Consider the following 26,889-nt stretch of genomic DNA (forward strand, 5'->3'; position numbering starts at 1 on the left):
CATCAGACCAGACCAGATAATAATAGTTCATAAATAGCGCCCGCCCTCGTTCAGCACGTGCTCGACAAACCGGGTCAGCTTCGGCAACGGACGAAGATCCTGACGCCAGAGCAGATGTACCGGGCGCGGTTCGGGGGTATAGGCCTCAAGTATGCGGACGAGTTTTCCGCTGGCAAGATCCTCCGCCAGCAGCACTTCCGGCTGCAGCAGCAGGCCGGCTCCGGCGATGGCCGCCATCCTCAGTCCGTAGCCGTCGTTGCAGCGGAGGATCGCATCGCGCCTCCAGCGCACCTCTTCCGTTATTCCCGGCAGCTTCCACTCGTTGCGCGCGGTCCACACCGTATGGGAGAGGCAGAGATGGCCGGCAAGATCGGCAGGCGTGAGCGGCGTGCCGTGCCGGTTGAGATAGGCGGGAGCGGCACAGATCACCATCCGGTAGGCACAGAGATATTTCGCCACCAGGTCTGTTTGGTGAATATCGCCAATGCGGACCGCCAGATCGAACCCTTCATCGACCAGATCGACCAGCCGGTTGGTCAGATCGAGCTCCACGCGCACGTCCGGCCACTGCTGGAGGAAAGTGGCGGTCAGCGGCGCCATGACGCAGGCGCCAAATGAGGTCGGCGCGCTGATGCGCAGCGTCCCCGCGGGCGCCAGCCGCAGTCGTTCAACCGAACTTTCGGCGATCGAGACCTGCTCCAGAACGCGTTTCGCCTCTTCATAGTAGACCCGCCCGGCGTCGGTCAGGCTCTGACGACGGGTATTACGCTCAAGCAGGCGGGTCGCCAGCTGACGTTCGATGAGGGCGATATATTTGCCCACCATCACCGCCGACATCTCCAGGTGCGATGCCGCTTCGGTAAAACTGCCGTACTCCACCACGGCGATAAACGTTTCCATTCCGCGCAGCTTATCCATATTCCAAACCTCTGGTTAGTAATCATCTAACTTTTTGCCAGTTTATCCGATATCCATTTCATTAAAGAATAGAGGCTCACAACTTATCAGGAGTCAGCCATGAAAATCGTCGTTATCGGCGCCAGCGGTACCGTGGGCCGTGCGGTCACCGCAGAACTTAGTCGTCAGCATGAAGTCATTCGCGTCGGTCGTACTCAGGGCGACCATCAGGTTGATATCACCTCCCAGCACAGCGTGCATGCGCTGTTTGAGAAAACTGGTCAGGTTGATGCGATTGTCTCGGCGAGCGGAAACCTGTTCTTTGGCCCGCTGGCCACCATGACCGACGAGGATTTCAACCAGGGTCTGCAGGACAAGCTGCTGGGGCAAATTCGCCTGGCGCTAACCGGCCAGCGCTATTTGAACGACGGCGGCTCCATTACCCTGATTAGCGGAATTGTCGCGCATGAGCCGATTGCCCAGGGCGTCAACGCCACAACGGTTAACGCCGGACTGGAGGGCTTCGTCCGCGCCGCCGCCTGCGAACTGCCGCGCGGGATCCGCATCAATCTGATCAGCCCTACGGTGCTGACCGAATCAGCCGCCGCCTATGACGGGTTCTTCCCGGGCTTTGCCAGCGTCCCGGCCGCTGCGGTGGCCCAGGCGTATCGCCGCAGCGTGGAGGGGATCCAGAGCGGTCGGATATACACCGTCGGCTACTGATACTCCGCCCGATGATAATAACCCGTGATGCTGGCGGGTTATTATTTATATATGCAGAGGCCATCTCTTCCCCGTGAATCAGATAAAAGCCGACGCGACGTGTTTTAAATATTGATCCATCGCACACTATGAATAAATCAATTTTATTGTGAAGAACCTCGCATATTTTATTTATGCGCAGCAGCTGATCTCCACCGATTCCGCTCAGCAACGCGATGATTTACCTCAGATTAGATTTACCATTTCTCTGATTTATGGTCATGGGTTGCCGAATTAAAGCGCCTTTTATATTCCCTACAATAAACAGGCCTTTGGTTTTATTTCAGACAATCAATCATTCCACGCCGCATCTTCCTGCTCGAATAATTATCTCGCTTAAAATATCCGCCCAGATTGTTAAATATAAAACAAGCAAGGCCGCAGCATAAACTTCTAAAAAACAGCGGAAGATGGCCGTCCGGAAACGACAATCAGGCCACGGGTCCCGGGTAAAGCACTTTTTTTATATCGACGTTCGACATTTTTAATAATTTCCAAAATGATACGAGATTGTGAGAATAGTAAACGAAATGTTATGATGAGTAGATTAGCTGTACTCCTCATTGGAATATCAATCTAACGCTGATTTATACCCATGATGCCTCAGGCGCCATCGTTGTTGGCTGCGTTCGCTCAGCTAGCGGCCTGCTGTTGCCCGAATCATTCACGGTATAGACCCGCAGTGATGAGAGAGCACCATGACTAAACATCAACCTGTCAACGTTGAAAATCTCGAAAGCAATACCATCAGACCTATCCCTCTGAATATGCGACACGGCAAACCGGGCGATCTGTTTACCATCTGGTTTGGCTCTAACATCATGCTGTTAACCGTTATCACCGGGGCGATGTCGGTAACCATTTTCCATCTTTCTTTTTTCTGGTCAGTCGTTGCGCTGTTTATCGGCAGCCTGGTCGGCGGGCTGTTTATGGCCCTGCATTCCGCACAGGGTCCCAGGCTGGGGGTGCCGCAAATGGTGCAAACCAAGGGCCAGTTTGGTTCCTATGGTTCGGTGCTGGTGGTGTCCATCGTCGTATTAATGTATATCGGATTTACTGCCTCCAGTCTGGTATTAGGCGGGCAGTCCATGCACGCCATCTATAAGCCGATGAACTCCGATGTGGGGATTATTATCGTCGGCGCCCTGAGCCTGTTTGCCACAATTTTCGGCTATAAGATCATTCACTCCTACGCCAGAATTATGTCGTGGATATCCGGTATTGTGCTGGCCGCAACCTTTCTGTGGATCGTCTTTATCCACGGGCTGCCGGTAGATTTTCTCGATCGCGGCGGCTTCAACAAAGTCGGCTTCCTCGGCGCGGTCTCTATTGCTGCACTGTGGCAGCTGGCCTACGCCCCCTATGTCTCTGACTACTCGCGCTATATGCCTTACAGCACCAACGATAAAAGCGTCTTTTACGCCAGCTACTTTGGCTGCATCTTAGGCTCTTATCTGCCGATGGTTCTCGGGGTGCTGGTGGCGACCAGTATTGGTAGCGATGATATTATTCAAGGCATTATTGACCTCACCGGCGGCTTCGGCGCGGTGGTCATCGTGGTGCTGGCGTTGGGGATTGCCGCCACTAACTCCATGATGCTGTACTGCGGCGTGCTCTGTACGCTGACTCTGGGTCAGACCTTTATTGACGGCTGGTCGCCGATGGCTCGCGCCAGGATAATCACCGCCATCCTCACGATGCTCCTCGAAATAGCGCTGGCGATCTATGGACAGGAAAACTTCTTATTAATCTATACCAACTTTATTACCATCCTGCTATATGTTCTGGTGCCGTGGACGGCAATTAACCTGGTGGATTATTACCTGGTCGCGCACGGTGAATATGATGTTGAGTCCTTCTTTAAGCGTGACGGCGGAATATATGGCTACTTTAATGCTACCGCCATCTTCTGCTACCTGTTGGGGATATTAGTTGAGGTGCCGTTTATGTCGACGGCGATCTATACCGGCCCTGTTGCAACCGCATTTGGCGGGGCTGATTTATCATGGATTATTGGCCTGCTGGTGGTTTCACCGGTCTATTACACCCTCTCTAAAGCGAAGGCGGTGAAGAATATCGCCCTGGTGAAAGAGAAAGTTTAGCGCTTCGCTTTCTATACCCGAAATAACCCGAACATCAGGAAGGCGGCAGCTTGAGGTATAGCGGGTATATTCAGTACGTTTTACTGACTCCGGATAAACCATCCGGAGTTTTTTTATCCATATACGGCTACAGAGCAAGGCTGAAACACAGAAGGAAGGAGGGACAGGCACAGGTCGGGGGGTAAAAAACGCGCCTTAATTCAGGCGCGTAAACGTTAAGACAGAGCCATCCAGCGGCGCAAATTACCCAGCATCGTCAGGCACTTCTCCAGCTGATCCAGGGCGATAAACTCATCCGCTTTATGTCCTTGCTCCATACTTCCAGGCCCGCAGATAAGCGTGGCTACGCCCGCTTCATCAAACAGACCGCCCTCGGTACCGAAGGCCACGGTGGAAAACGCCTCGCTTTGCGCCCACTGCGCCAGCCAGCCGGCAAATTCCGACTGCGGGTCGCTTAGCAGGCCCGGATAGCGGCTGAGCGGGCGAAAGGTAATATCCGCCTGCGCCGCAACCGCCCGCATCGAGGTCAGCAGTTCGCCGGCGGCATAGCCGCGCAGCTCGGCGAGCGTCGGCTCAAGCGAAACGTCCGGCAGATGGCGAATTTCAAAATCAAACTGGCAGCTTTCCGGCACAATATTGAGCGCCGCCCCGCCGTTAATCACCCCAACCTGCAGCGTGCTGTAAGGCGGATCAAAGCGGGTATCCTGGCTTTGCGCCAGCTTTTCGCCGAGCGAACCTAAACGGGTGATCAGCTTTGCCGCATACTCGATGGCGTTTACGCCGTGGGGGGCGTAGGCCGAATGGCAGGCCTTGCCCTGCACCGTACAGCGCATGGCCAGCTTGCCTTTATGGCCGTAGACCGGACGCATCTCGGTGGGCTCGCCGATGATGCATAGCGCCGGCTTGTCCTTCGAGGCTTTAAGGTGGTCCACCAGGCTACGTACGCCAAGGCATCCGACCTCCTCATCGTAGGAAAAAGCCAGATGCAGCGGCATGCGTAAAGGTTGGGAGAGAAAGTCGGGAACGGCGGCCAGCACGCAGGCGATAAAGCCTTTCATATCGGTGCTGCCGCGGCCGTAGCACCGGTCGTCGCGCAGGGTGAGTTCAAAAGGGGGCACCGTCCAGCGCTGCCCGTCAACCGGGACCACATCGGTGTGCCCCGACAGCATCACGCCCCCCGGCCCCTGCGGGCCAAAGCGGGCGTAGAGGTTGGCTTTTTTGCCTTCCTCATCAAAGAAAAGCTGCGTGGTTATGCCATAACCGCGGAGATACTCATCGATATAGTTAATCAGCTGCAGATTCGATTCGCGGCTGGTGGTGTCGAATGCCAGCAGCGTTGCCAGGATCCGTTTCAGGTCGCTATTCATCACCGGGTACTCCGTAACTGGGGGCCTCCCGCGGGTCGAGCGCGCGCGTAATATAGGCCTGCATCTGCGGCTCGTACGCCAGCCACAATGCGCTAAGTTCGCCAATCGGATCCTGCTCATGCCAGTCAACGCGCAGGTCGACCAGCGGCCAGGAGTAATCATCCACCACTTTCACCGCCGCAGAGTGCACCGGCCCGGCCTCGCCGCCGCAGCCCAGCCCTGCCTGAAGGGCGGCCAGCAGGCGCGTCGCCATCTCCCCTTCGGCCTGCTGGAATTCGGCAACCATCGCCTCAACCACCGCGGGGCTGGCCAGCATATTGCCGCCGGCGATACAGTTCACCCCTTCGGCGACGTGATAGATGCCGAGGGTTTTATCGCCGCTAAACGAGGCCGTTTCCCCGCTGGCATTGATGGCGATAATTTGACGATAGCGGCTGAAATCATCCTCCGCCAGCGCCTTGCGTAGCGCCTTTTCCGGAGCCAGCCCCTGCTCCAGCTGCGCGAGCGTCAGCTGGCCGAGGGCAGGCAGGGTGATATTTTGGCTGGATACCGCGCCGACTCCCGCCTGCAGCCACGGACAGCGGGCGCCGACGGCAATGCTGGAGGAGCTTATGGCGATGCCAAACTGCCCGGTTTCCGGGCAGAATGCCGCGATAGAAAACGTCATGGCTGCTCCTTATTTCACAAAGTCATCGGGGATCACGGCGATCACGTCAATTTCCATCAGCCACTGCGGCTGCGCCAGGGCGGAAATAACCAGCCCGGTGGAGATAGGAAATACGCCCTTCAGCCACCTGCCGACTTCCTGATAGACCGGCTCACGGTAGCGCGGGTCGATAATATAGGTGGTGGTTTTCACAATATGCGACAGGTCGCTTCCGGCCTCTTCCAGCAGCTGCTTGACGTTCTTCATCGCCTGTTCGGCCTGCGCCTGCGGGTCGCCCAGCCCCACCAGATTGCCTTCAAAGTCCGTGCCCACCTGGCCACGCACGTAGACGGTGTTACCGGCGCGCACGGCCTGGCACAAATCGTTGTCCAGGGTCTGATTAGGATAGGTCTCTTTGGTGTTAAACATGCGAATACGCGTATGTGTCGGCATCATTTTTATCCTGATTAATAGCTACAGTTCAGCGCTGACCGGCATCCCGGTACTGGCTGTATTTCCGCTGGGTGGCGATATGGTCGGCGATGTGCTTCGCGTCGTGCCAAACGCCCCAGATAAAGGTCGAACCCCGACGCGACAGCCACGGCAGGCCGAGGAAATAGACCCCCGGTTCGCTGGAGACGCCGCGCTGGTGCTGAGGGCGATTCTGCGCGTTAAAGGCGTTAACGTTGAGCCAACCGTAGTCTACGGCGTAGCCGGTCGCCCAGATGATGCTCGTCACCCCGGCCTGCGCCAGGTCCAGAGAGAGGATCGGCGACGTCATGCACTGCGGATCGGCTAAAAATTCACGCGCCGCAGGCTCCAGCGGCAAATCGAGGCCGTTGGCCGCAACGTAGGCGTCAGCGGCGTCCAGCAGCGAGAGGTAGTTTTCATCGCCGCGGCGGATGTTGTCGCACAGGTCCGGCAGGAAGGTCGCGACGCCGGATGCAAACGCCTTCGTCAGCCCGACCAGGGTGATGCCGCGCTGCGCCAGCTCGCGAAAATCCACCGTCCGCCCGCCGTGGGCGCCGCTCACCGCGATGGTGACGTGCTCTTTCCCCGGCTCGCTGGCGGGGGCATCCCACAGGCCCAGCACCCCCAGCCACCAGCAGAAATCGCGGTTGCGGTAGGCACGCGGCGGCCGATCGTGGGCGCCGACGGAGAGATAGACCTGGCGGCCCGCGCGCTGGAGCTCATCGGCGATCTGCACGCCGGAAGAACCCGCGCCAACCACCAGCACCGCGCCGGCAGGCAGCTGCTCCGGGTTGTAGTATTTGGCGGAATGGATCTGATGAATGTTGCCCTCTTTCGGCGCAATCGGCGGAATAACCGGCTGCTGGAACGGCCCGGTCGCGGCAACGATACGCTGCGCTTCGATCACCCCATCCGTGGTTTCAACGGTAAATCCTGGGCGCCCGCTGTTGCGAACCGCGCTTTTTACCTCCACGCCGGTACGCACCGGCAGGGAGAATTTCCTGACGTAATCTTCAAAGTATTGCGCAACGTCGTCCTTGGGAATAAAGCTATCCGGCTGGGCGCCTTTAAACTCCATTCCCGGGAAACGGTCGTGCCACGCCGGGCCGTTCGCTACCAGCGAATCCCAGCGCCCGGTACGCCAGGCCTCCGCGATACGGTTTTTCTCGATAACCAGATGCGAGATCCCCTGCTGAGTCAGATGCTCACTCATGGCAATACCGGCCTGACCACCGCCAACAATCAGCGTATCAATTTGTGTTTTTTCTACGGTCATAAATGTGTCCTTCGAATGGAGTTCAATCGCCAGGAATAAACCACTGCGCAGGACCGAGGTTAATAAACAGTAACAAACAGGTAAATTATTATAAATTTAGATCCTGAGAATAAAATAGTGATGCAGAACGCAGCGTATTGAATCTAAAAGATAAAAGTAGATTTATCGCAAAATAACTCGCCAGATAATTTTGCGCTTAGCGATTATTTAGCGACGGCGCGGGAGCGCCCCCGAGGGGATATAAAAAATATATTCAGAGGATCGTTTTTTTATATTCAGTAAATGATCCGCTAAATATAAAAACGACCCGCCGCTAACGCGAGCCGCTGTGATGAATAAAACCAGGGTCAGGCCACCCGCGCCTCCTGCTGCGGCGGGCTGAGTACCGCGTTGCGGCAATATTCCATAAACAGTTTGGCGGGATTAGTGGGCTCGCTGCTGCGCAGATGGGCCATTACCAGCGTCGAGTTGGCCATCTCATCCTGAATATCGACGCAGCGTACCTGCTGCCCGTCGTAGGTGATATCAGAAACCGGGCGGGTCACCAGAACCGAAAAGCCCAGCCCCTGACCGACCATACAGCGCACCATCTCAATCGACGGCGAACTATAGGCAACCTGCGGGTTGTAGCCTTTGTCTTTGAAAATACTGATAAAATAGTTACGGCTGGGGACGACGTCCAGCAGCACCATCGGCAGGTGGCTCAGCTCCGATAGTTTGACCGACGCCCGCTGCGCCAGCGGGTGATTCGCCGGCAGCAGCGCGTAGGGCTTTTGCGGGGCGTTCAGGCTCTCGGTGTGAATCGAGACATCCAGCTCGAGATCGTACATAAACGCCAGGTCGAAGCGGCCGCGGTGCAGGCCGTGGGCAATTTCATGCTGCTCGCCATCGTAAATTTTAATGGTGATATCCGGATAAATGGTCTTAAACCCGGCGATGAGCGAGGGTAAATAGAGCGGCGCCGCGGTCTCGAAGCAGCCGACAGAAACCACCCCTGACACCAGCTCATTATCCGCCCTGGAGTTTTGCTCGAACTGGTATGAGAGCCGGAGCAGCTCCTTCGCTTTTTCATAAAAGCGCTGCCCGCTGGAGGTCATGGAAACCCCCTGCGCATGGTGGCGAATAAAAAACTGCTGCTCAAACATATCCTCCAGGGTTTTAACCGCAATGGAGATGGAGGGCTGCGCGATATGGAGCTGCCGGGAGGCTTCGGCAATGCTCTCCGCTTCGACAACGGCAACAAAGTATTTGAGCTGTTTCAGGGTGAAATGGGGCATACGATACCTTATTTTTTGTTGGCAAAGAGACGGATTAAACAGGATTAAACTATGCTCCCCCTCATGCGCAACCCCGCCAGCAAATAAAGATCAACAATCCGACATCGGTCAGGTTTTTACAGAAAATTAACATGCAGGCGCTGAAAAAACGGCGGCCCCGTCACGGGACGGCGGCGTGACAGCTGAAGATAAAAAAGCCGCCTATATTTTTTTAATTCCTTAAGTAGGCATCTGAGAATATTAAACATTGTCAGAGACAGCATAGCGAGCCGGTATTAAAAATCCGCAGATAAAATAAAAACTCTTTAATTACATAATATTAAAATCAAGGCTGACGAACTCCTTTGAGCGGCGTCACACAAATTTTCCTCGGCAAAAACATCGGGCCCGCAGCGCTTTGCCGGGCTAACAAAGTTTTTTATGGAGGTTACCTAGATTTTTAGTCCTTTCTCACTTATCCCCCCTCCGGCATCATGAATTAACGGCAACAAATAAATAACAATTACGCAACACGATAACGGAGAGGCTTATGACTGATAGAACCTTTTGGCAGAGCAGGCTGCAGGAGCAGCGCTTGATCGGCCATGCCATCGTCGATGGACAACCCTACATCGCCAAAAGCCGCCGCGTTTTCCCGGTCATCAACCCCGCGTCCAATGCGGTGCTCGCCGAGGTCACGGCGCTTCAGGCAGAAGATATTGCTATCGCAGTACAATCTTCCCGTAGGGCCTTTAACTCAGGCATCTGGTCAGGGCTATCCGCGCAGGAGCGCAAAGCCGTTCTGCTGCGGCTATCGGGGCTGATCCTCGAACATCGCGAAGAGCTGGCGCTGCTGGAGAGCGCGAGCATGGGTAAACCGGTCAACGATGCGCTGAACGTTGACGTTCCCGGCGCGGCGCACGTTTTCAGGTGGTACGCCGAAAGCGTGGATAAGATTTACGACGAGGTAGCGCCCGCCAGGAAGAACTCTCTGGCGACCATCACCCGCGAAGCCATTGGCGTCGTGGCGGCCATCGTGCCGTGGAACTTCCCGCTCGACCTCGCCTCATGGAAGCTCGGCCCGGCGCTGGCGGCCGGCAATAGCGTGATCCTCAAGCCTTCCGAGAACTCGCCGTTTTCGGCGCTGCGCCTGGCGGAGCTGGCGCTGGAAGCGGGTCTCCCGGCGGGCGTGCTGAACGTCGTCACCGGGCTGGGTACCGAAGCCGGCAGCGCCTTAGGCCTGCATAACGACGTCGATACCATCACCTTCACCGGCTCTACCGCCGTCGGTAAAGCCTTTATGGCCTACTCCGCGCAGTCCAACCTGAAGCAGGTCTGGCTGGAGTGCGGCGGCAAAAGCGCCAATATCATCTTCGCCGACTGCCGGGATCTCGATCTGGCCGCCGAAAAAGCGGCTTTCGGCATCTGCTTCAACCAGGGCGAGGTCTGCTCGGCTAACTCTCGCCTGCTGGTCGAGCGGACAATTTACGCCGAATTTATCCCTAAGCTGCGGGAAAAAATGCAGGCGTGGGCGACGTCTCATCCCTTCGATCCTGAAGCCAAAATGGGCGCGATGGTCAGCGCGGCGCATACGCAAAAGGTTATGAGCGCCATCCGCGCAGCCGAGCGCGCCGGCGCCCGCGTCCTTATCGGCGGTCGCGAGATTGAGATCGACGGCATCGCTAACTACGTTGAACCGACGCTGATCGAAGTCGCAAATACCGATACCTCGCTGTGGCAGGAGGAGATTTTCGGCCCGGTGCTTGCCGTGATGCCTTTTGACGACGAACAGCAGGCCGTCACCCTGGCCAATCAGCACATTTACGCCCTCGCCGCTTCGCTCTGGACCGACGATATCCACCGCGCCCATCGCGTTGCCGGAATGCTCAACGCCGGGACCGTATCGGTGAATACCGTCGACGCGCTGGACGTCACCGTGCCGTTTGGCGGCAATAAACAGTCTGGTTTTGGTCGCGACTTGTCGCTGCACGCCTTCGACAAGTTCACCAGCCTCAAAACGACTTGGTTCCAGTTTCGCTAGCACCCGGCAGCTTTCGCATTTTTAGATTCCGCTTACAGGAGAGAAGAAGATGACTACCTCGAATAACCCGCAGCGCAGCACCCCGGATTATCAAAGCGCGGATGCAGCACACCATATCCACGCCTTTCTCGACCAAAAGGCGCTGAATGCCGAAGGGCCTCGCGTTATGGTACGCGGGGAGGGTCTGTACCTTTGGGATAACGACGGCAACAAGTATCTCGACGGGATGTCCGGCCTGTGGTGCACCCAGCTCGGCTACAGCCGCCAGGATCTGGCGGATGCGGCAGCGGCGCAGTTCGCAAAGCTGCCGTATTACAATATGTTCTTCCATACCACCCACCCGACGGTGATCGAGCTCTCCGAGCTGCTGTTCAGCCTGCTGCCGCCGCACTACAGCCATGCGATTTACACCAACTCAGGCTCTGAATCGAACGAAGTGCTGATCCGCACCGTTCGCCGCTACTGGCAGATCCTCGACAAGCCGCAGAAGAAGGTGATGATTGGCCGCTGGAACGGCTATCACGGCTCAACTCTGGCCGCCACCGCGCTCGGCGGGATGAAGGCGATGCACGCCATGGGCGGCATGATCCCCGACGTGGCCCATATCGACGAGCCCTACTGGTACATGCACGGCGGCAGCCTGACGCCGCATGAGTTTGGCCTGCGCTGCGCCGGTCAGCTTGAGGAGAAAATCCTCGAGCTGGGCGCGGAAAACGTGGCCGGTTTTATCGCCGAGCCGTTCCAGGGCGCGGGCGGGATGATTTTCCCGCCGGAAAGCTACTGGCCTGAGATCCAGCGTATTTGCCGGAAGTACGATGTCCTGCTGTGCGCCGATGAGGTCATTGGCGGCTTTGGCAGAACCGGCGAGTGGTTCGCGCATCAGTACTTCGGCTTCGAGCCGGATACGCTGTCCATCGCCAAAGGGCTGACCTCCGGGTACGTGCCGATGGGCGGCCTGGTGCTGAGCAAGCGCATGGCGGAAGTGCTGGTTGAAAAAGGCGGCGTCTTCGCCCACGGTCTGACCTACTCCGGCCACCCCGTTGCCGCCGCCGTGGCGATTGCCAACCTGAAGGCGCTGCGTGATGAAAATCACGTCACCAACGTACGCGATAACACCGGCCCGTATCTGCAAAAAACCCTGCGGGAGGTGTTCGACAATCATCCGCTGATCGGCGAAGTTCAGGGCGCAGGCCTCGTCGCGGCCCTGCAGTTCGCGGAAGATAAAAGCACCCGTCGCCGCTTCGCCAATGAGAACGAGCTGGCCTGGCGCTGCCGGACAATCGGTTTTGAGGAGGGGGTGATTATTCGCTCGACGCTGGGGCGCATGATTATGGCGCCGGCGCTGATCGCCGGACGTAGCGAACTGGATGAGCTGGTCGAAAAGACCAAACGCGCTATCGACCGTACGGCGAAGGAAGCCGGCCTGCTGTAACACCCTGCCCGTTGGCGAAGCGATGATTACCCTTGCCGAAGGCCCGCCAACCTGATGACCCGAACGCCCGCGACCCTGCGGGCGTTCGCCGGATGCCGACGCTGTAACTATTTCGTCATTAATTTCGTCGCCGCCGATTATTTGCGCAGAATGCAGGCGGATCGGCAAAACGTTACGCCATGCGTAAAGGCAAAACAAAAATTATGTTTCAAAAAATCAGATAGTTCGCCATCATCACCGTTGGCAATGGCTGCTGTTACCATAAAAAGTAGTTGATCTGATACGCACAAGCTCTTATTTTGCTTATCAGTTTTTCAAACGAGATAAAACGATGCCTACTATTACAGCTGGTAGTATGAAAGAAGCTAAAGAGTTAGTTAACTGCGGGAAATATAAGGAAATAGTTCTTAATTTTGATATTGATGCCGATGATTTCTTCACCCTCGCGACATCCCAACACGCAACCAAAATCACCATCTCCGACAAAAACACCCACTCACCGGTAAAATTAGAAAAATAATTAAAAACCTCTGAGGTATTTCTTATGTTGCTATTTATTGGCACAGCGGCAGTTGCTTTTCTCTCTTCATTAATGCTGATCTGGCTCGACGATCGCATCAGCGAGCAGGACTAAACCCCGGCGCGCAGTTCCCTTCTCTTATTTTACATGCCCGTATGCGCTCGTCGTGCAGCGCTACGGGCTGTTCCAGCTGCACCCGATAAACTCACCGTTCTGCGGGAAAGCGTGAAGGCTCCGCGCCGTTTCGCGACGCGGAGTGAAAGCGCGGTCGTTACAGCGATTTCGCCAGGCGCTCGACGGCGGTCAGCAGACCCGCTTCCGACACCGTTGAGTAGGAGAGGCGCAGCGTGCGGGTGTCCGGATTGTCGTTATAGAACGCTTCACCCGGCACGTAGACCACGCCGTTTTCGAGAGTCTTTTTCATCCATTCCATAGTATCGAACGGATAGCGGAAACGGGCCCACAGGAACATGCCGCCTTTTGGCCGGCTGAACTCCAGATGCTCGCCAAGCTGGCTCTCAAGGGCATCGGCCAGCGCGACGCACTTCCTGCGATAGTCTTCGCGGATCAGGGCTATCTGGTTCTCCAGACGATTCATCGCCAGATATTCCGCGGTAATCACCTGCGACAGCATGTTGGTGTGGAGATCCGCCGCCTGCTTAACGATCACCGTTTGCTGCGCCAGCCAGTCCGGCATCACAATCCAGCCAATACGCATGCCTGGGGCGAGGATCTTGGAGAACGTCGAGGTGTACACCACCTGCTCCTCGCAGCCGAGCTCCTGCGCATACTGATACAGCGGGCGGCGGACTTCGTCGGTAAAGCTGATTTCACCGTAGGGATCGTCTTCGATAATCACGAAATCATGCTGCTTCGCCAGCTCAACCACCCGACGGCGGCGATCGGCGCTCAGGGTTTTGCCGCCCGGGTTGCCGAAGGTTGGCACCAGATACACGGCCTTCACCCTGGTGGTCTCCAGCAGATCCGCCAGCTGCTCCACCAGCATGCCGTCGTCGTCGGTATCGACGCTGAGGATATTAGCCTGAGCCAGCTGGAACACCTGCAGCGCGGCCAGGTAGGTCGGGCGCTCGACAACGATCGCATCGCCCGGATCGAGCAGCGTACGCGCGACAATATCCAAAGACTGCTGCGAACCTGAGGTGATATAGACATGGCTTGCCGGGCAGGCAACGCCGCGCGCCTGACACAGTTCGCTAACGGCCTGACGCAGCGGCGGATAGCCTTCGGTCAAACCGTACTGGAACGCATCGTTGAAACGCCCGCTCATCACCTGCTGCACCGCCAGATTCAGACCTTCGGTATCAAACAGCTCCGGAGCCGGGATCCCACCACCCAGAGAGATAACGCCGGGCAGTTTGCTGTGCTTGAGAAGTTCGCGGACGGCGGAGGGTTTGAGTTCACCCGCGCGGGCGGCGAGTCGCCGATCGTGCATATTATGTTCCTTTTTTGTCTGTCTTGTTGTTGTGGTTTGTTAACTATTTGGTACCAATTTTTACCGCAAAAGCCCCGGCAGCGCTACGCTTACCGGGGCTTTTGCGGCCCGTGCGATTCGGCGCCGCCAGAATTATCGTCTATCGCTGTCTTTCAGCACAATTAACGGTTCAATATCGCTCTCTTTTTTGACGACCAGCGAATCATCGCCGCGCAGACAGGTGCCGCCATAGTTACCGCCAACGGTAAAGGTGCATACCTGGATGTATTTACCATCCACTTTCGGCAGGCACCACAGCTGCTGGTAAATATTTTTGCGATCGACAAACTTCCCGCTGGTCTTATCCAGCACCTCGTCGTCAGGACTTATCAGATCGATATTGTTCCCGCAGCGCCCGGAGATAGGCTTAACCGCATAGCCGGTTTTCGCCAGATCGTCGTTGACGACGAAATCGGTATCCAGCAGATAGCGATGATTCGGGAACAGCGACCACAGCACCGGCAGAATCGCCTTGTTGCCGGGGATCACCGTCCACAGCGGTTCGAATACCAGTACCTCGGGGCGCAGCAGGACGTCAATCAGCCGCACCTCATTTTGCGGATGTCCGGTGCGGATCGGCACGGCGGCGTACTCGTCAGCGCTGACCTCACGCACCTGCTCAATGGCGGTTTCCCATGCCCAGGTTTTCCAGACGCAGTTAACCAGGCGCCCGTCGCCGTCAATCAGCTGCCCGGCGGCATCCCAGCGCAGCTCATCAAGACCAAAGAGGATTTTGCTGTCGAATCCGGCCTGGGTGAGCGAACGCTGGATAAACAGCGCGTGGTAGTTCTCCTCCAGATCCTTATCCTGCATGATGTGCACAAAAGGCCGCGCCCGGCTGTGCTTCCACGCGCCCGCCAGCTCATCCAGCAGATCTTCCGCCGGGTTATGCCCGCTGCCGTAGTAGCCCTGTTTCAGCCACTGTTCGAGGATCAGCCCGCCTTCGGTATGGCAGGAAGCGGAGTCGGCATTGTATTCATAGACCTTCAGCCCGCGCTCATCCATACAGAAATCCATGCGGCCGGTAATCATATGGTGGCGACGTCGCTGCCATGAGAGGCGCAGACGCGGCCAGAGAATTTTGGGGATATCGAACAGCGCCAGCAGGCTGTCGTCTTTCATCACCTTATCGGTGGCGTGCAGGTACATCAAATGCAGCTCGTTGGTCGCTTTGATCAGCTCCTGCTCGGCGCTTTCGGTAATGGTGAAATACTGGTAGGGATCGGCATTAATAAAGTGGCCGTTGGCGTCAACGTAGGCTTTCTGCAGCGTATCTTTCTCATTCAGCCACTTACCGCGAAACTGCCCGTTATTCGGCAGCCGGGCGCCCCGAATGGCCATCGCCTCGCCCGGCAGCACCGGCTGCGGCAGGCTGTGCTCGGTATCGGCGGTCTGGATCATCCAGCCGAGGATCTGAGTGTCCGTAAAGGTATCTTTGAGGGTGTAGATGCCGTCCTTCACGTCGAGGGTTAATTCACGCGTCCACTGCTGGCCCTGCGGCAGCGGCGTGTGGATAACGTTTTGCTCGGCGATCCTGACCTTATTACCCACCAGCTGCGTAATCACCGCCACGTGGCCCGTATGCTTAAACTCGCCGCCCTTCTGCCAGATCAGCAGGGAACCCACCATCGGCGGACGACGCGAGCCGTTAGCAAAGGCCTGCAGCGGCAGAATGTTGTCGTTAACCACCTCGCGCAGAAAGCGCAGGGAGAAGATTTCATACGCCATGCCGACGTCGGTGAAGACAAAACCGTAGGTGAGAAACAGGAAGCGGCGCGCGAACTCAACGCACTGCCATTTGTGCCCCATATACTCATTATTGATATAGCTGCGGAACGTGGCGTCATCCGGATAGTCTTGCGGATTTAAGCTGCTGTAGTTCGATGAATAGATTGCCACGCCGCCCGGCGCGTAGCCTAACAATGTACCAAAAGGGGCATCACTGCTTGTCGATCCTTTACTCATTAGCCTGACCTCAAATTAATGCAGCCCGGGCAGTTGGCGGAACAAAACTCCCTCTTCTTATCCTGCCGCAGGCACTTACCAGACAGAGGTGGAATAATGATACCACTCATTCGATTCGCTAATTGTGCCCTTACGGAAAATAACCCTGCGCCGCAGGGCAAAAGTGATATCGTTTATCTGAGATATAACAACAAATCGCGAATTAACGTCAGGAGTTGATTATGAGCACACAACCACATCTGCAAGCACAACCGCTGGTCTGGGGACATGGTCCGCGTACTTTTGAGGTTTTCCTGGAACCAACCTGCCCGTATTCGGTACGCGCATTCAACAAGCTCGACGACCTGCTCGACGAGGTCGGCGCGGATAACGTGACCATCAAAGTTCGCCTGCAGTCCCAGCCCTGGCATATGTTCTCGGGGGTCATCGTGCGCTGTATTCTGGCGGCCTCCACCCTGCCGCACGGCAGAGAGCAGGCGCATAAGGTGCTGAAAGCGGTTGCCGACCATCGCGAAGAATTCGAATTTACCGACCACTGCAGCGGGCCGAATATGAACGCAACTCCGCAGCAAATTGTTGAGCGTATCGAGCGCTACAGCCACGTTCTGCTTTCCGCCGCGTTCGCCCGCCCGGAGCTGCAGACGGAGATCAAATGGCATAGCAAATATGCGCGCCAGAACGGTATCCACGTGTCGCCGACCTTTATGGTCAACGGGCTGGTGCAGGCGGATCTCGGCAGCGGCGACGATATCAGCGTCTGGGCCGCGCGGATAATGGCCTGATTTAGGGCGCTGCCCCGGCGAGCGTAACGCGGCCGGGGAAGCCGTCCGGGAATATCGGCAGCGGGTGAATAAGCCTCACACTGTTAAATCCTTAATATTCCACCTGCTACACTCCCTGAACACCTCACTACAAAGGCAGACCAGCATGTCAGAGAATAACTACCAACCCCCGAAAGTGTGGGAATGGAAGCAGAACAACGGCGGCGCGTTCGCCAACATCAACCGTCCTGTCTCCGGCGCAACTCATGAACAAGAGCTGCCGGTCGGCTCACATCCGCTTCAGCTCTACTCCCTGGGAACGCCTAACGGCCAGAAGGTGACGATCCTGCTGGAAGAGCTGCTGGCGCTGGGAGTAAGCGATGCGGAATATGACGCCTGGCTGATCCGGATCGGCGAAGGCGATCAGTTCTCAAGCGGCTTTGTTGCGGTGAACCCGAACTCAAAAATCCCTGCGCTGAGCGATCGCTCAACCACGCCGCCAACGCGCGTGTTTGAATCCGGCAGCATTCTGCTTTATCTCGCGGAGAAGTTCGGTTTCTTCCTGCCCAAAGATCCGGCCGGGCGCACCGAAACGCTGAACTGGCTGTTCTGGCTACAGGGCGCGGCGCCGTTCCTCGGCGGCGGTTTTGGCCACTTCTTCAACTACGCGCCGGTGAAAATCGAGTACGCAATCGACCGCTTCACGATGGAAGCCAAGCGCCAGCTCGACGTGCTGGATAAACGGCTCGCCGATAACCGCTACGTTGCCGGAGAAGAGTACACCATCGCCGATATGGCTATCTGGCCGTGGTACGGCAACGTGGTACTCGGTGGCGTCTATAACGCCGCTGAATTCCTCGACGCCGGGAGCTATAAAAACGTCCTGCGCTGGGCGCAGGACGTAGGCAGCCGTCCGGCGGTTCAGCGCGGGCGGATCGTTAACCGCACCAACGGCCCGCTCGACGAACAGCTTCACGAGCGCCATAGCGCCAGCGACTTCGACAGCCAAACGGAAGACAAGCGCCAGGCATAAGGCCACGCCAGCCGAAGGCTTCGGCCTTCGGCTATTAGCGCTCCAGGCGATATCCCGCCATAAAGTAGCGCATCGCAGTGCAGGAACTCCCCTCCTTAAAGAAATCCATAATCATGTTCCGGTCCAGGCCATAGCGACGGGTGAGAATCCCGGCCTCCCACGCGCTAAGCTGGCGATCGCCGGTTTTTTCAAACATCCGCTGAGAATAGCCGAGTACAAACCCGCGCTTATAGTCGGCACAGAAATTCGCGGCGCTGCTGGCGCTGTCAGCCTGAGCCGCCTGCAGCCCGGCCATTAAACCTTTACCAAAATGGTTATCCATCGCTTTCCCCTCAATCGTTATATACAAAATTATATAGCGATTTTTTAAGCAATGGGTAGCGCTATTTCAGCCGATCGCGCTAGCGTAAATACTTCCCGAACCAGTCCAGGGTTCTCTGCCACGCCAGCTCCGCAGCGGCCCGGTCATAGCGCGGCGTGGAGTCATTATGAAATCCGTGATTAACCCCCTGGTAAATATAAGCCTCATAGACCTTATGCTGCGCTTTGAGCGCCTCTTCATAGGACGGCCAGCCCTGATTGATTCCGCTATCGAGGCCGGCGTAGTGCAGCAGCAGCGGCGCCTGAATCTTGTCGACTTCATTGAGCGGCGGCTGTCGGCCGTAGAACGGCACCGCGCAGGCCAGTTCAGGGATCGCCACCGCGGCGGCGTTGCAAACGCCCCCGCCGTAGCAAAAACCGGTGATGCCGACTTTTCCCGTCGCCTGCGGATGCTTCGCCATAAACGCCACCGCGGCAAAAAAGTCGTTCATCAGCTTCACGGGATCGACTTTCTGCTGCAGCTCTCGCCCCTCATCATCATTGCCGGGATAGCCGCCGACGGAGCTCAGGCCATCCGGCGCCAGGGCGATATAGCCCGCCTTCGCTACCCGCCGGGCAACGTCTTCAATATAGGGATTGAGGCCGCGGTTCTCATGTACCACCACCACCGCCGCGGCTTTGCCGGCCATCTTCGTCGGCGTCACCAGGTAAGCGCGCACTTCGCCATGACCGTCCGGAGAGGGATAGTGAATATATTCCGCGCGGATATCCGGGTCGGTAAACGCCACCTGTTCCGCCAGGGCATAGTTCGGTTTCAGCAGGTTAAACAGCGCCAGCGCGGTCATTCCGCCCACGGCATATTTCCCCGCCAGCTGGAGAAACTCGCGTTTGCTGATTTTACCGTGGGCATAGTAGTCATAGTACTCGAGCAGCTGCTGCGGGAAATCTTTGGCCGTCAGTCGCGTCATCGCATGTTCTCCGTAAGTGAAGGCCCTTTAAGCAAAGCATAAGCTCGCCGGGATGCCAGAAATCTCGCGCAGTGTGATCCAGCAAACGCCTCATCGGCGACTTAGCGTCTAAAGTAGAACGTCGTTTTAAATTAAAAAGGAGAGATCATGTCCTGGTTCGCTAACCCTGGCCGCTACGATCGGATGCAGTATCGCTACTGCGGCAAAAGCGGCCTACAGCTGCCCGCGCTGTCGCTGGGCCTGTGGCATAACTTTAGCCACGGTAACGCGCTGGATGACCAACGAGCCCTGCTTCGCAAGGCCTTCGATCTGGGCATTACCCATTTTGACCTGGCCAATAACTACGGGCCGCCGCCCGGCAGCGCCGAGGAAAACTTTGGCCGCCTGCTGCGGGAAGAGTTTGCCGCCCACCGTGACGAACTCATTATCTCGACCAAAGCCGGCTATTCCATGTGGCCGGGACCCTATGGTTCCGGCAGTTCACGAAAATATCTGCTGGCCAGCCTCGACCAGAGCCTGCAGCGCATGGGGCTGGATTACGTCGATATTTTCTATTCTCATCGCGTTGATGAGAACACGCCGATGGAGGAGACCGCCGCAGCGCTGGCGCAGGCGGTGCAGAGCGGTAAGGCCCTGTACGTCGGCATCTCCTCCTATTCGCCGGAACGCACGCAGCAGATGGCCGCGCTCCTGCGCGAGTGGAAAATTCCGCTGCTGATCCATCAACCCTCCTATAACCTGCTTAACCGCTGGGTCGACAGTAGCGGATTGTTGGATACGCTGGAGGAGCACGGCGTAGGCTGCATCGCCTTTACGCCGCTGGCACAGGGCCTGCTGACCGGCAAGTATCTCCAGCAGATCCCGGAAGGTTCGCGAATGTTTTATGAAGGGAAGAGAGATCGTGGCCTGACGGAAAATATGCTCAGCGAGCCAAACGTCCGGAGCCTGCGCCTGCTGCAGGAGATGGCGCACGGCCGCGGTCAGAGCATGGCGCAAATGGCGCTGAGCTGGCTGCTGAAAGACAGCCGGGTGACGTCGGTACTGATTGGCGCCAGCCGTCCGCAGCAGCTAGAAGAGAACGTAAAGGCGCTGGAAAACCTGACTTTCAGCGCCGAAGAGCTGACGCAGATCGACCAGCACGTGGCGGATGGTGAGCTGAATTTGTGGCAGGCTTCGTCGGATAAGTAAATCGCTGGCCCGGTAGCCAAACGCTGCCGGGCAAGCAGGGATCAGTGCTTAACTTTGGTCAGGCGATCGAGATAGCCCATCACAAACGCCGACAGCACGAATGTCAGGTGGATAATGACGTACCACATCAGCTTGTTGTCCGGCACGTTCTTCGCATCCATAAACACCCGCAGCAGGTGGATCGAGGAGATAGCGACGATGGAGGCCGCCACCTTATTTTTCAGCGAGGTGGCGTCCATTTTCCCCAGCCAGCTGAGCTTCTCTTTACCCTCGTTGATATCCAGCTGAGAGACAAAGTTTTCATAACCCGAGAACATCACCATCACCAGCAGACCGCCGACCAGCGTCATATCCACCAGCGACAGCAGGGTAAGAATCAGGTCCGACTCCCCCACGCTGAAGATATGCGGCAGGATGTGGAGAATCTCCTGAAAAAATTTGATCGATAGCGCCACCAGCCCCAGAGAGAGGCCAAAATAAACCGGTGCCAGCAGCCAGCGTGAGGCGTACATGGCATTTTCCAGAAAACGTTCCATAAGACCCTGTAAGTTAAAAAAAACGACCGGCATTATATCGCAACCTGCCAGCGTGAATGCAACATCCCGTCAGCGCGCGGATCGGCAGACATAAAAAAGGCTGGCACAAGGCCAGCCTGGGGAGAGATGTCGGTGAGGGCTACTGCGCTTTAACGGTCTCTTCGCCCACCAGACCAATCTTCAGATAACCCGCCTGATGCAGGGTATCCATGACCTTCATCATCGTCTCATAGTCCACGGTTTTATCCGCGCGGAAGAAGACGGTGGTGTCTTTCTTACCTTCAGTCAGCGTATCCAGCGCGCCGATCATGTTCTCTTCGGTGACCGGATCGTTGCCGAGGAACATGGCTTTATCCGCTTTCACCGACAGATAGATCGGCTTTTCCGGACGCGGCTGCGGCTGGCTGGAGGACGCGGGCAGGTTCACCTTCACATCAACCGTCGCCAGCGGAGCCGCCACCATAAAGATAATCAGCAGCACGAGCATGACGTCGATAAACGGCGTCACGTTAATATCGTGCATTTCGCCGTTATCATCGAGGTTTTCGTTAAAATGCATTGCCATAAAGCATCAACCTACTCGTAATTTCTGCGCGGTACGTACCGGGGAAGTGCCGCTGGCGCTAAGGTCCAGATCGCGGCTTTGCAGCAGCAATACCTGGGCGGCAACGTCACCGAGGGTGGCTTTGTAGCTGCCGATCATACGGGCGAAGATGTTATAGATAACCACCGCCGGGATAGCGGCGAACAAGCCAATTGCCGTTGCCAGCAGCGCTTCCGCGATGCCAGGCGCGACAACCGCGAGGTTGGTGGTCTGAGTCTGGGCAATGCCGATGAAGCTGTTCATGATGCCCCAGACGGTACCAAACAGGCCGACGAACGGGGAGATGGCGCCAATGGTCGCCAGATAGCCGTTACCGCGGCCCATATAACGACCCACAAACGCCACGCGGCGCTCAAGGCGGAAACCGGTACGTTCTTTAATGCCTTCGTTATCTTCGACGCCGGCCGAAAGCTCCAGCTCGTTTTGCGCTTCATTGATAAGCTGCGTGCTCAGGCTTTTAGGATGGAAAGCGTTGGCGATATCACTGGCCTGATCGAGGGAGCGCGCTTCGCCAAGTAACTGCTGTTCGCGCTTGAGGCGGCGCTTGCTGGAGAGGATTTCCGCACCCTTGCCGAAGAAGATAGCCCATGTGACTATCGACGCCAGAATCAGGCCGATCATCACGACCTTAACGACAATATCGGCATGATGATACATACCCCAAACGGAAAGATCCGCCTGCATCAAATTATTACCCACTCTGAGTCTCCAGGACGTAAATCACAAAATCTGAGCATAATAATATCAAAACGGCATCGAATTGATAGTGGTTCTCATTAGTATTTACACTGTGCAGCAAATCACGTTTATTTTCCTTGCGCTTACGCAGTAAAAAAGTGGCCGCCGGGGATTTGGTAAAATTTTTGCCTGTATCCGCCGTTAGCCGGTACACATCCGGGTATTCATGCTAGTTTAGACGTCCAGACGTATAAAAACAGGCAAAAACATGGCTGACAAACATCTTGATACCGCTCTGGTCCACGCCGGGCGCAGTAAAAAATATACCTTAGGATCGGTAAACAGCGTGATTCAGCGCGCTTCATCGCTGGTATTCGATACCGTCGAAGATAAGAAACATGCCACCCGCAACCGGGCGAAAGGCGAGCTGTTTTACGGCCGCCGCGGCACGCTGACCCACTTCTCGCTGCAGGAAGCCATGTGCGAGCTGGAAGGCGGCGCCGGCTGCGCCCTGTTCCCCTGCGGCGCGGCGGCGGTGGCCAATACGATTCTGGCGTTTGTTGAGCAGGGCGACCACGTTCTGATGACCAATACCGCCTATGAGCCGAGCCAGGATTTTAGTACCAAAGTGCTTGCCAGACTCGGCGTGAGCACCGGCTGGTTCGATCCGCTGATTGGCGCCGATATCGCCCGTCTGGTCCAGCCGAATACCCGCGTGGTATTTCTCGAATCTCCGGGGTCGATAACTATGGAGGTCCACGATGTTCCGGCGATCGTCGCGGCCGTGCGCAGCGTTGCCCCGGAAGCGATCATCATGATCGACAACACCTGGGCTGCAGGCGTGCTGTTCAGGGCGCTGGATTTCGGCGTCGATATCTCTATTCAGGCCGGCACCAAATACCTGATTGGCCACTCCGATGCGATGGTCGGCACCGCGGTCGCCAACGCGCGCTGCTGGGACCAGCTGCGTGAGAACGCCTATCTGATGGGGCAGATGCTCGACGCGGATACCGCCTATATGACCAGCCGCGGCCTGCGCACCCTCGGCGTGCGCCTGCGTCAGCACCACGAGAGCAGCCTGCGCATCGCCGAATGGCTGGCGCAGCACCCGCAGGTGGCGCGGGTCAACCATCCAGCGCTGCCGGGCAGCAAAGGGCATGAGTTCTGGAAGCGCGACTTTACCGGCAGCAGCGGTCTGTTCTCGTTTATTCTCAATAAGCGGCTGAACGATGCCGAGCTGTCCGCTTATCTGGACAACTTCAGCCTGTTCAGCATGGCCTACTCCTGGGGCGGGTTTGAATCGCTGATCCTGGCTAACCAGCCGGAGCACATCGCCGCCATCCGTCCTGAGGCTGAAGTCGATTTCAGCGGCACGCTGATCCGCGTCCATATCGGTTTAGAAAATGTTGACGATCTGTTGGCGGATTTAGCGGCGGGCTTCGCGCGTATCGTGTAAAGTGACAGCCAGTGGCAATAATTGCGGACGTTCTGTTAGAGGCGGCCGCTTTTGTTGCGCCCGGGATCAAGGTGTTCGGGCCTCTTCAGGAGTACACTAGTCAAAAATACGGTACCACTTAGGAAAGTCCATGGTTGTTATTCAAGAGATTGTCGCCGCGCTCTGGCAACATGATTTTGCCGCATTGGCGAACCCTCACGTTGTGGGCGTTGTATATCTGGTCATGTTCGCGACCCTGTTTCTCGAGAACGGTCTGCTGCCGGCCTCATTTTTACCCGGTGACAGCCTGCTGCTGCTCGCCGGCGCGCTGATTGCTAAAGGCGTCATGGACTTTGTGCCCACCCTCGCCATTCTGACGACGGCGGCCAGCCTCGGCTGCTGGCTGAGCTATGTCCAGGGGCGCTGGCTCGGCAATACCGAGACCGTTAAGGGCTGGCTTTCCCATCTACCGCAAAAATATCATCAGCGTGCGACCTGCATGTTTGATAAGCATGGGCTGCTGGCCCTGCTGGCCGGGCGTTTCCTGGCCTTTGTGCGCACCCTGCTGCCAACAATGGCCGGTATTTCCGGGCTCTCCAACCGCCGCTTCCAGTTCTTCAACTGGCTCAGCGCGCTGCTGTGGGTCGGCGTGGTTACCGGACTCGGATATGCGCTGAGCATGATCCCTTTCGTCAAGCGCCACGAAGATCAGGTGATGACCTGCCTGATGATCCTGCCTATCGCTCTGCTGGTTGCCGGCCTGCTGGGTACGCTGGTGGTGGTCATTAAGAAAAAGTTCTGCAGCGCCTGATTGACCTTCCCGGGAGGGCGCCGGCGCGCCTTCCCCGGAGCGTACGCTTCCTGTCACATCCCCTGAATCGTTCTGATCCGCGCCGCATCTTCGCCCGGCGTCATGCCAAAATAGCGCTTAAACTCCCGGCTGAACTGCGACGCGCTTTCGTAGCCTACGCGCATCGCCGCCGCGCTGGCCTTCATCCCGTCGTGGATCATCAGCATCCGCGCTTTATGCAGGCGATAGCTTTTCAGATACTGCAGCGGTGATGTGCTGGTGACCGATTTAAAATTGTGATGAAACGCCGAGACGCTCATGTTGGCCTCTGCCGCCAGCTGATCGACGCTCAGGTTCTCGGTGTACTGGCTTTCAATGCGCTTGAGGACGCGGCTGATCAGGCTGAAGTGGGTTTGCCGGCTCACCAGCGCCAGCAGCGCCCCGCCGCACGGCCCGGTCAGCACGTAGTAAAGCATCTCGCGAATAATCTGTTTGCCCAGAATGCGCGCATCCAGCGGCCGCTCCATCACGTCCAGCAGCCGTTCAGCGGCGCACAAAATCTCCTCAGAGAGCGCCGCCGAGTTGATTCCGCTCGATGCCACCGCGGGCTGGAAGCGCTCATCCTCGCCAATATCCATCAGCAGCTCCTGCAGCTGCAGAATATCAACGTTCAGCCGTAGCCCCGCCAGCGGAACCTCCGGCGTCGCGAAGGTCTCGCACTCAAACGGCAGCGGTACCGTCAGCAGCAGATATTCATTGGTGTCGTAACGAAAAGTCCGCTCATTTATGTAACCAATTTTATGACCCGAAAAGAGAAAAACGATGCCTGGCTGATACATCACCGGCGTGCGCGTTCCCGGCTGCGTGCCGTACAATAACCGAATATCAGGCAGGAGTTCGCTGAGTTTTTCTTCGTTATTTTTCAGATTGTTAACCTTTTCAGTTAGCAGCTGACATATCTGGGAACGCTTCATTTACGGTGACTCTCCAGTCGTTTTTTCACGACTTCATTGTGCGCATTCCGCAGCTTTTTCTCCAGCCCCACGGAGAAATGGGCAAGACATCGGCAGGAATGTGCATTGAGGGGAACGGATGAGGGGACCACAATGTCCGTCATCTGGCCGGGATATCTTCTCTGCCGGCAGTTTTCTCTTATTGAGGTGATGAGCAATGAACAATTTCGATCTGTATACCCCAACCCGTATCCTCTTTGGTAAAGGTGCCATCGAAAACCTGCGCGATCAAATCCCGGCGGGAGCCCGTATTCTGGTCACCTACGGCGGCGGCAGCGTGAAAAAAACCGGCGTGCTGGATCAGGCCCTGAGCGCGCTCAGCGATTTTGAGGTGCTGGAATTCGGCGGTATTGAACCGAACCCATCCTACGAAACGCTGATGAACGCGGTCAAAATTGCCCGTGAACAGCAGATCACCTTCCTGCTGGCGGTTGGCGGCGGTTCCGTGCTCGACGGGACGAAATTTATCGCGGCCGCCGCGCATTATGATGAAAGCGTCGATCCGTGGGAAATCCTCGAAACCTACGGTAAAAATGTCAAAAGCGCCATCCCGATGGGTTCCGTGCTGACGCTGCCGGCGACCGGCTCCGAGTCCAATAAAGGTGCCGTAGTTTCACGTAAAACCACCGGGGACAAGCGCGCCTTTATGTCTTCCCACGTGCAGCCGGTGTTTGCGATTCTCGATCCGGTCTACACCTACACCCTGCCTCCGCGTCAGGTTGCCAACGGCGTGGTTGACGCATTTGTCCATACCGTTGAGCAGTACGTAACCTATCCGGTTGATGGCAAAATCCAGGACCGCTTTGCCGAAGGCATCCTGCTGACCCTGATCGAAGATGGCCCGAAAGCGCTGAAAGAGCCGGAAAACTACGACGTGCGCGCCAACATTATGTGGGCCGCGACCCAGGCGTTAAACGGCCTGATCGGCGCCGGCGTTCCGCAGGACTGGGCAACGCATATGCTGGGACATGAGCTCACCGCCATGCACGGCCTTGACCATGCCCAGACTCTGGCCATTGTTCTGCCGGTGCTGTGGAATGAAAAACGCGATACCAAACGCGCTAAGCTGCTGCAATACGCCGCCCGCGTGTGGAATATCACCGAAGGTTCTGAAGATGAGCGTATCGACGCGGCTATCGCCGCAACGCGCAATTTCTTCGAGCAGCTCGGCGTACCGACTCGCCTGAGCGGCTACGGTCTTGACGGTAGCTCCATCCCGGCGCTGTTGGCTAAACTGGAAGAACACGGGATGACTCAGCTCGGTGAAAACCAGGATATCACTCTCGACGTCAGCCGCCGTATTTACGAGGCTGCACGCTAATTTTCCCCTGCTGA

25 protein-coding genes are annotated in these 26,889 nt (G+C 56.9%); 11 read left to right on the top strand and 14 right to left on the bottom strand.

Going from position 1 to position 26,889, the window contains the following annotated elements; genetic code table 11:
* Positions 1 to 27 precede the first annotated feature (27 nt).
* The gene (locus GO007_RS10675; RefSeq protein ID WP_095099446.1) at positions 28 to 918 is read right to left on the bottom strand and encodes a LysR family transcriptional regulator; all 891 of its coding nucleotides are present in this window, start codon (positions 916 to 918) and stop codon (positions 28 to 30) included.
* A gap of 99 nt (positions 919 to 1,017) precedes the next feature.
* On the opposite strand from GO007_RS10675, the gene GO007_RS10680 reads away from it, so the two are divergent.
* Positions 1,018 to 1,620, top strand: coding sequence for a short chain dehydrogenase (locus tag GO007_RS10680; RefSeq protein WP_095099449.1), 603 nt, complete (start codon positions 1,018 to 1,020; stop codon positions 1,618 to 1,620).
* 737 nt (positions 1,621 to 2,357) lie between these two features.
* Positions 2,358 to 3,761 (top strand): purine-cytosine permease family protein, encoded by a 1,404-nt coding sequence (locus GO007_RS10685; RefSeq protein ID WP_095099452.1) that lies wholly within the window; start codon positions 2,358 to 2,360, stop codon positions 3,759 to 3,761.
* 215 nt (positions 3,762 to 3,976) lie between these two features.
* Here GO007_RS10685 and argE read toward each other — a convergent pair whose 3' ends face one another.
* The 5 genes from argE to GO007_RS10710 all read right to left on the bottom strand — a co-directional run bounded on the left by argE (position 3,977) and on the right by GO007_RS10710 (position 8,798).
* Complete coding sequence (argE, locus tag GO007_RS10690) at positions 3,977 to 5,128, bottom strand: acetylornithine deacetylase (protein WP_095099456.1); 1,152 nt, start codon at positions 5,126 to 5,128, stop codon at positions 3,977 to 3,979.
* Complete coding sequence (locus tag GO007_RS10695; RefSeq protein WP_095099459.1) at positions 5,121 to 5,795, bottom strand: DUF1028 domain-containing protein; 675 nt, start codon at positions 5,793 to 5,795, stop codon at positions 5,121 to 5,123. Before GO007_RS10695 ends, argE begins: the two co-directional genes overlap by 8 nt.
* Positions 5,796 to 5,804: 9 nt before the next feature.
* Positions 5,805 to 6,227, bottom strand: coding sequence for a RidA family protein (locus GO007_RS10700; RefSeq protein WP_095099463.1), 423 nt, complete (start codon positions 6,225 to 6,227; stop codon positions 5,805 to 5,807).
* A 28-nt stretch (positions 6,228 to 6,255) separates the two neighbouring features.
* Entirely contained in the window at positions 6,256 to 7,521 is a 1,266-nt protein-coding gene (locus tag GO007_RS10705) for a flavin-containing monooxygenase (protein WP_095099465.1), read from the bottom strand.
* A gap of 347 nt (positions 7,522 to 7,868) precedes the next feature.
* The gene (locus GO007_RS10710; RefSeq protein WP_095099468.1) at positions 7,869 to 8,798 is read right to left on the bottom strand and encodes a LysR family transcriptional regulator; all 930 of its coding nucleotides are present in this window, start codon (positions 8,796 to 8,798) and stop codon (positions 7,869 to 7,871) included.
* Between the two features lie 529 nt (positions 8,799 to 9,327).
* On the opposite strand from GO007_RS10710, the gene GO007_RS10715 reads away from it, so the two are divergent.
* From GO007_RS10715 to GO007_RS10725, 3 genes are all read left to right on the top strand, one after another.
* Entirely contained in the window at positions 9,328 to 10,818 is a 1,491-nt protein-coding gene (locus tag GO007_RS10715) for an aldehyde dehydrogenase (RefSeq protein WP_095099472.1), read from the top strand.
* Between the two features lie 49 nt (positions 10,819 to 10,867).
* Complete coding sequence (locus GO007_RS10720) at positions 10,868 to 12,250, top strand: aspartate aminotransferase family protein (protein ID WP_095099475.1); 1,383 nt, start codon at positions 10,868 to 10,870, stop codon at positions 12,248 to 12,250.
* A 331-nt stretch (positions 12,251 to 12,581) separates the two neighbouring features.
* Positions 12,582 to 12,770, top strand: coding sequence for a hypothetical protein (locus GO007_RS10725; RefSeq protein WP_095099478.1), 189 nt, complete (start codon positions 12,582 to 12,584; stop codon positions 12,768 to 12,770).
* A 271-nt stretch (positions 12,771 to 13,041) separates the two neighbouring features.
* Here GO007_RS10725 and GO007_RS10730 read toward each other — a convergent pair whose 3' ends face one another.
* The gene (locus GO007_RS10730; protein WP_095099481.1) at positions 13,042 to 14,223 is read right to left on the bottom strand and encodes an aminotransferase-like domain-containing protein; all 1,182 of its coding nucleotides are present in this window, start codon (positions 14,221 to 14,223) and stop codon (positions 13,042 to 13,044) included.
* Between the two features lie 132 nt (positions 14,224 to 14,355).
* Entirely contained in the window at positions 14,356 to 16,227 is a 1,872-nt protein-coding gene (gss, locus tag GO007_RS10735; RefSeq protein WP_095099487.1) for a bifunctional glutathionylspermidine amidase/synthase, read from the bottom strand.
* 221 nt (positions 16,228 to 16,448) lie between these two features.
* On the opposite strand from gss, the gene GO007_RS10740 reads away from it, so the two are divergent.
* Together GO007_RS10740 and yghU are read left to right on the top strand one after the other, a co-directional pair.
* Positions 16,449 to 17,009, top strand: coding sequence for a DsbA family protein (locus GO007_RS10740; RefSeq protein ID WP_095099490.1), 561 nt, complete (start codon positions 16,449 to 16,451; stop codon positions 17,007 to 17,009).
* A gap of 145 nt (positions 17,010 to 17,154) precedes the next feature.
* Entirely contained in the window at positions 17,155 to 18,021 is an 867-nt protein-coding gene (yghU, locus tag GO007_RS10745; protein ID WP_095099493.1) for a glutathione-dependent disulfide-bond oxidoreductase, read from the top strand.
* Between the two features lie 34 nt (positions 18,022 to 18,055).
* On the opposite strand, the gene GO007_RS10750 is transcribed toward yghU, so the two are convergent.
* Positions 18,056 to 18,343, bottom strand: coding sequence for a DUF2623 family protein (locus tag GO007_RS10750; RefSeq protein WP_095099496.1), 288 nt, complete (start codon positions 18,341 to 18,343; stop codon positions 18,056 to 18,058).
* A gap of 79 nt (positions 18,344 to 18,422) precedes the next feature.
* Complete coding sequence (gene yghX / locus GO007_RS10755; protein WP_095099499.1) at positions 18,423 to 19,310, bottom strand: YghX family hydrolase; 888 nt, start codon at positions 19,308 to 19,310, stop codon at positions 18,423 to 18,425.
* A 147-nt stretch (positions 19,311 to 19,457) separates the two neighbouring features.
* Between yghX and mgrA the strand changes: the two genes are divergently transcribed.
* On the top strand, positions 19,458 to 20,498 hold the full coding sequence (gene mgrA / locus GO007_RS10760; protein WP_095099502.1) for an L-glyceraldehyde 3-phosphate reductase: 1,041 nt from the start codon (positions 19,458 to 19,460) through the stop codon (positions 20,496 to 20,498).
* A gap of 41 nt (positions 20,499 to 20,539) precedes the next feature.
* Here mgrA and GO007_RS10765 read toward each other — a convergent pair whose 3' ends face one another.
* The 3 genes from GO007_RS10765 to exbB all read right to left on the bottom strand — a co-directional run bounded on the left by GO007_RS10765 (position 20,540) and on the right by exbB (position 22,337).
* Positions 20,540 to 21,034: a TIGR00645 family protein gene (locus GO007_RS10765; protein ID WP_041147753.1), complete on the bottom strand. Its 495-nt coding sequence runs from the start codon at positions 21,032 to 21,034 to the stop codon at positions 20,540 to 20,542.
* Between the two features lie 139 nt (positions 21,035 to 21,173).
* Positions 21,174 to 21,599 carry a TonB system transport protein ExbD gene (gene exbD, locus GO007_RS10770; RefSeq protein WP_045856883.1) on the bottom strand — a complete coding sequence of 142 codons (426 nt, stop codon included), beginning with the start codon at positions 21,597 to 21,599 and terminating at the stop codon, positions 21,174 to 21,176.
* Between the two features lie 6 nt (positions 21,600 to 21,605).
* The gene (exbB, locus tag GO007_RS10775) at positions 21,606 to 22,337 is read right to left on the bottom strand and encodes a tol-pal system-associated acyl-CoA thioesterase (protein ID WP_095099506.1); all 732 of its coding nucleotides are present in this window, start codon (positions 22,335 to 22,337) and stop codon (positions 21,606 to 21,608) included.
* Positions 22,338 to 22,584: 247 nt separating this feature from the next.
* On the opposite strand from exbB, the gene metC reads away from it, so the two are divergent.
* Together metC and yghB are read left to right on the top strand one after the other, a co-directional pair.
* On the top strand, positions 22,585 to 23,772 hold the full coding sequence (metC, locus tag GO007_RS10780; RefSeq protein WP_095099509.1) for a cystathionine beta-lyase: 1,188 nt from the start codon (positions 22,585 to 22,587) through the stop codon (positions 23,770 to 23,772).
* A gap of 130 nt (positions 23,773 to 23,902) precedes the next feature.
* On the top strand, positions 23,903 to 24,562 hold the full coding sequence (yghB, locus tag GO007_RS10785) for a DedA family general envelope maintenance protein YghB (protein ID WP_095099512.1): 660 nt from the start codon (positions 23,903 to 23,905) through the stop codon (positions 24,560 to 24,562).
* A 53-nt stretch (positions 24,563 to 24,615) separates the two neighbouring features.
* On the opposite strand, the gene GO007_RS10790 is transcribed toward yghB, so the two are convergent.
* The gene (locus GO007_RS10790) at positions 24,616 to 25,515 is read right to left on the bottom strand and encodes an AraC family transcriptional regulator (RefSeq protein WP_095099515.1); all 900 of its coding nucleotides are present in this window, start codon (positions 25,513 to 25,515) and stop codon (positions 24,616 to 24,618) included.
* Positions 25,516 to 25,711: 196 nt separating this feature from the next.
* Between GO007_RS10790 and yqhD the strand changes: the two genes are divergently transcribed.
* A complete protein-coding gene (gene yqhD, locus GO007_RS10795; RefSeq protein WP_095099521.1) occupies positions 25,712 to 26,875 on the top strand; it encodes an alcohol dehydrogenase in 1,164 nt (387 codons plus the stop codon).
* Positions 26,876 to 26,889 lie beyond the last annotated feature (14 nt).

Source organism: Klebsiella sp. 10-1 (assembly GCF_009758445.1).
Classification (GTDB): Bacteria; Pseudomonadota; Gammaproteobacteria; order Enterobacterales; family Enterobacteriaceae; genus Klebsiella; species Klebsiella scottii.

Coding starts and splice junctions, on each gene's coding strand:
- GO007_RS10695 (WP_095099459.1), bottom strand. CDS start 5,795: ATGACGTTTTCTATCGCGGCATTCTGCCCGGAAACCGGGCAGTTTGGC.
- GO007_RS10765 (WP_041147753.1), bottom strand. CDS start 21,034: ATGGAACGTTTTCTGGAAAATGCCATGTACGCCTCACGCTGGCTGCTG.
- GO007_RS10700 (WP_095099463.1), bottom strand. CDS start 6,227: ATGCCGACACATACGCGTATTCGCATGTTTAACACCAAAGAGACCTAT.
- GO007_RS10675 (WP_095099446.1), bottom strand. CDS start 918: ATGGATAAGCTGCGCGGAATGGAAACGTTTATCGCCGTGGTGGAGTAC.
- GO007_RS10730 (WP_095099481.1), bottom strand. CDS start 14,223: ATGCACGATCGGCGACTCGCCGCCCGCGCGGGTGAACTCAAACCCTCC.
- GO007_RS10705 (WP_095099465.1), bottom strand. CDS start 7,521: ATGACCGTAGAAAAAACACAAATTGATACGCTGATTGTTGGCGGTGGT.
- gss (WP_095099487.1), bottom strand. CDS start 16,227: ATGAGTAAAGGATCGACAAGCAGTGATGCCCCTTTTGGTACATTGTTA.
- yqhD (WP_095099521.1), top strand. CDS start 25,712: ATGAACAATTTCGATCTGTATACCCCAACCCGTATCCTCTTTGGTAAA.
- mgrA (WP_095099502.1), top strand. CDS start 19,458: ATGTCCTGGTTCGCTAACCCTGGCCGCTACGATCGGATGCAGTATCGC.
- metC (WP_095099509.1), top strand. CDS start 22,585: ATGGCTGACAAACATCTTGATACCGCTCTGGTCCACGCCGGGCGCAGT.
- GO007_RS10725 (WP_095099478.1), top strand. CDS start 12,582: ATGCCTACTATTACAGCTGGTAGTATGAAAGAAGCTAAAGAGTTAGTT.
- GO007_RS10740 (WP_095099490.1), top strand. CDS start 16,449: ATGAGCACACAACCACATCTGCAAGCACAACCGCTGGTCTGGGGACAT.
- yghU (WP_095099493.1), top strand. CDS start 17,155: ATGTCAGAGAATAACTACCAACCCCCGAAAGTGTGGGAATGGAAGCAG.
- GO007_RS10680 (WP_095099449.1), top strand. CDS start 1,018: ATGAAAATCGTCGTTATCGGCGCCAGCGGTACCGTGGGCCGTGCGGTC.
- GO007_RS10750 (WP_095099496.1), bottom strand. CDS start 18,343: ATGGATAACCATTTTGGTAAAGGTTTAATGGCCGGGCTGCAGGCGGCT.
- GO007_RS10685 (WP_095099452.1), top strand. CDS start 2,358: ATGACTAAACATCAACCTGTCAACGTTGAAAATCTCGAAAGCAATACC.
- GO007_RS10790 (WP_095099515.1), bottom strand. CDS start 25,515: ATGAAGCGTTCCCAGATATGTCAGCTGCTAACTGAAAAGGTTAACAAT.
- argE (WP_095099456.1), bottom strand. CDS start 5,128: ATGAATAGCGACCTGAAACGGATCCTGGCAACGCTGCTGGCATTCGAC.
- GO007_RS10720 (WP_095099475.1), top strand. CDS start 10,868: ATGACTACCTCGAATAACCCGCAGCGCAGCACCCCGGATTATCAAAGC.
- GO007_RS10715 (WP_095099472.1), top strand. CDS start 9,328: ATGACTGATAGAACCTTTTGGCAGAGCAGGCTGCAGGAGCAGCGCTTG.
- GO007_RS10710 (WP_095099468.1), bottom strand. CDS start 8,798: ATGCCCCATTTCACCCTGAAACAGCTCAAATACTTTGTTGCCGTTGTC.
- exbD (WP_045856883.1), bottom strand. CDS start 21,599: ATGGCAATGCATTTTAACGAAAACCTCGATGATAACGGCGAAATGCAC.
- yghX (WP_095099499.1), bottom strand. CDS start 19,310: ATGACGCGACTGACGGCCAAAGATTTCCCGCAGCAGCTGCTCGAGTAC.
- yghB (WP_095099512.1), top strand. CDS start 23,903: ATGGTTGTTATTCAAGAGATTGTCGCCGCGCTCTGGCAACATGATTTT.